The 1,156-nt window shown below is 38.2% G+C and carries 1 protein-coding gene and 1 pseudogene; both read left to right on the top strand.

The annotated features are described in order from the left end of the window. A partial coding sequence (locus ACFIN0_RS09680) for a hypothetical protein (RefSeq protein ID WP_375702447.1) occupies positions 1–1,032 on the top strand: 1,032 nt, incomplete at its 5' end. Then, positions 974–1,156: pseudogene (locus ACFIN0_RS09675) on the top strand (hypothetical protein); the annotation flags it as partial. The gene ACFIN0_RS09680 and the pseudogene ACFIN0_RS09675, both read left to right, overlap by 59 nt.

Here is a 1,156-nt window from a genome sequence, read left to right as displayed (position 1 = left end):
TCTTGTATGAAACCGATGGAAAAAGCTGTTTATCTTACTCTCAGTTTATTTATGCGCAAAACACAAGAACCGCTTGATGAAGATACTTTCTTATTATCTCGTTATGTTGGTTGCACAGAAAAGGCATTTAATAAAGCATTGATTGGTTTACTCTGTATTAAGAAAATCGTTCGTTTAGACGATGGTCGTTTATGGAGTTTAGAAGTTGAAGAAGAACTCAACAATTCTAATAAAAATTTAGAAAAGTCTTCAATAAAAGCAGCAAAAGCAGCAAAAGCAAGATGGGATGAGAAAGAAAATAATGAACCAAAAATGCACAAGCATAAAAATAATACGTCAAATGATGCTTGTGCATCAGAAAGTGATGCTTGTGCAGAAAATTTGATGCTTGGCAATGAACATAACATTAACAATAACATTAACAGTAATAATAAAAAAAATAAAACTATCGTTTTATCAAAAAAAGAAACTGAATTTGAAGATTTAGAAACGACCGATTTGGTTGACGAGCCAACAGAGGTTGATGCGATTGAAAGCGAACCAAATCAAATCGCAACATCATCAGATAACCAACCTCCCATTCACGAGCAAGAAAACGTTCCTAAGAAAGCCAAGCGGGTTAAAGCCGATAGAGGCTGTCGATTGCCTGCGGATTTTGAACCCGATTACGATTTTGCAATCGAAGAGGGCTTGCCTCCAGAGCGTGTGAAAGTCGAAATCGCAAAATTTAGAGATTATTGGAATGCCAAGGCAGGTAAGGACGCATGCAAAACGGATTGGCAAGCAACATGGCGCAACTGGGTGAGAAATTCAAAAGATCATAAAGTTAATAAACAAGGTGGAAATTATGGAAATTACACTCAAAAGCAAAAAAGCATTGGGGAACGTATCGCAGACAGTCTCCTTGATATCGGAAATCGAGGGTACTTTGAAGCATATTCACGCGATGATACCGCCGAGCGGTCCATTTGTTTTGAAAGATGGCAGCCAATTAACGAAACAGCAGGAAGCGATAGCTTTAGATGCTTATGATCAATTGCAAGAGCTGTTTGCAGTGAAAGCAAGCAAAGAGGATATCGCAAAAGCCGTTCGCATGCTGTCATGTGGTTTGAAAATATCACAACAGGCAGATTACGAAGGCATGGCGTTGACTTAT

The sequence above is a fragment of the Bartonella sp. AA89HNZF genome, assembly GCF_042196905.1.
In the GTDB taxonomy this organism is placed as follows: domain Bacteria; phylum Pseudomonadota; class Alphaproteobacteria; order Rhizobiales; family Rhizobiaceae; genus Bartonella.
The sequence above is the reverse complement of the archived record's forward strand: the minus strand, read 5'-3'. Positions and strand labels throughout refer to the sequence as shown.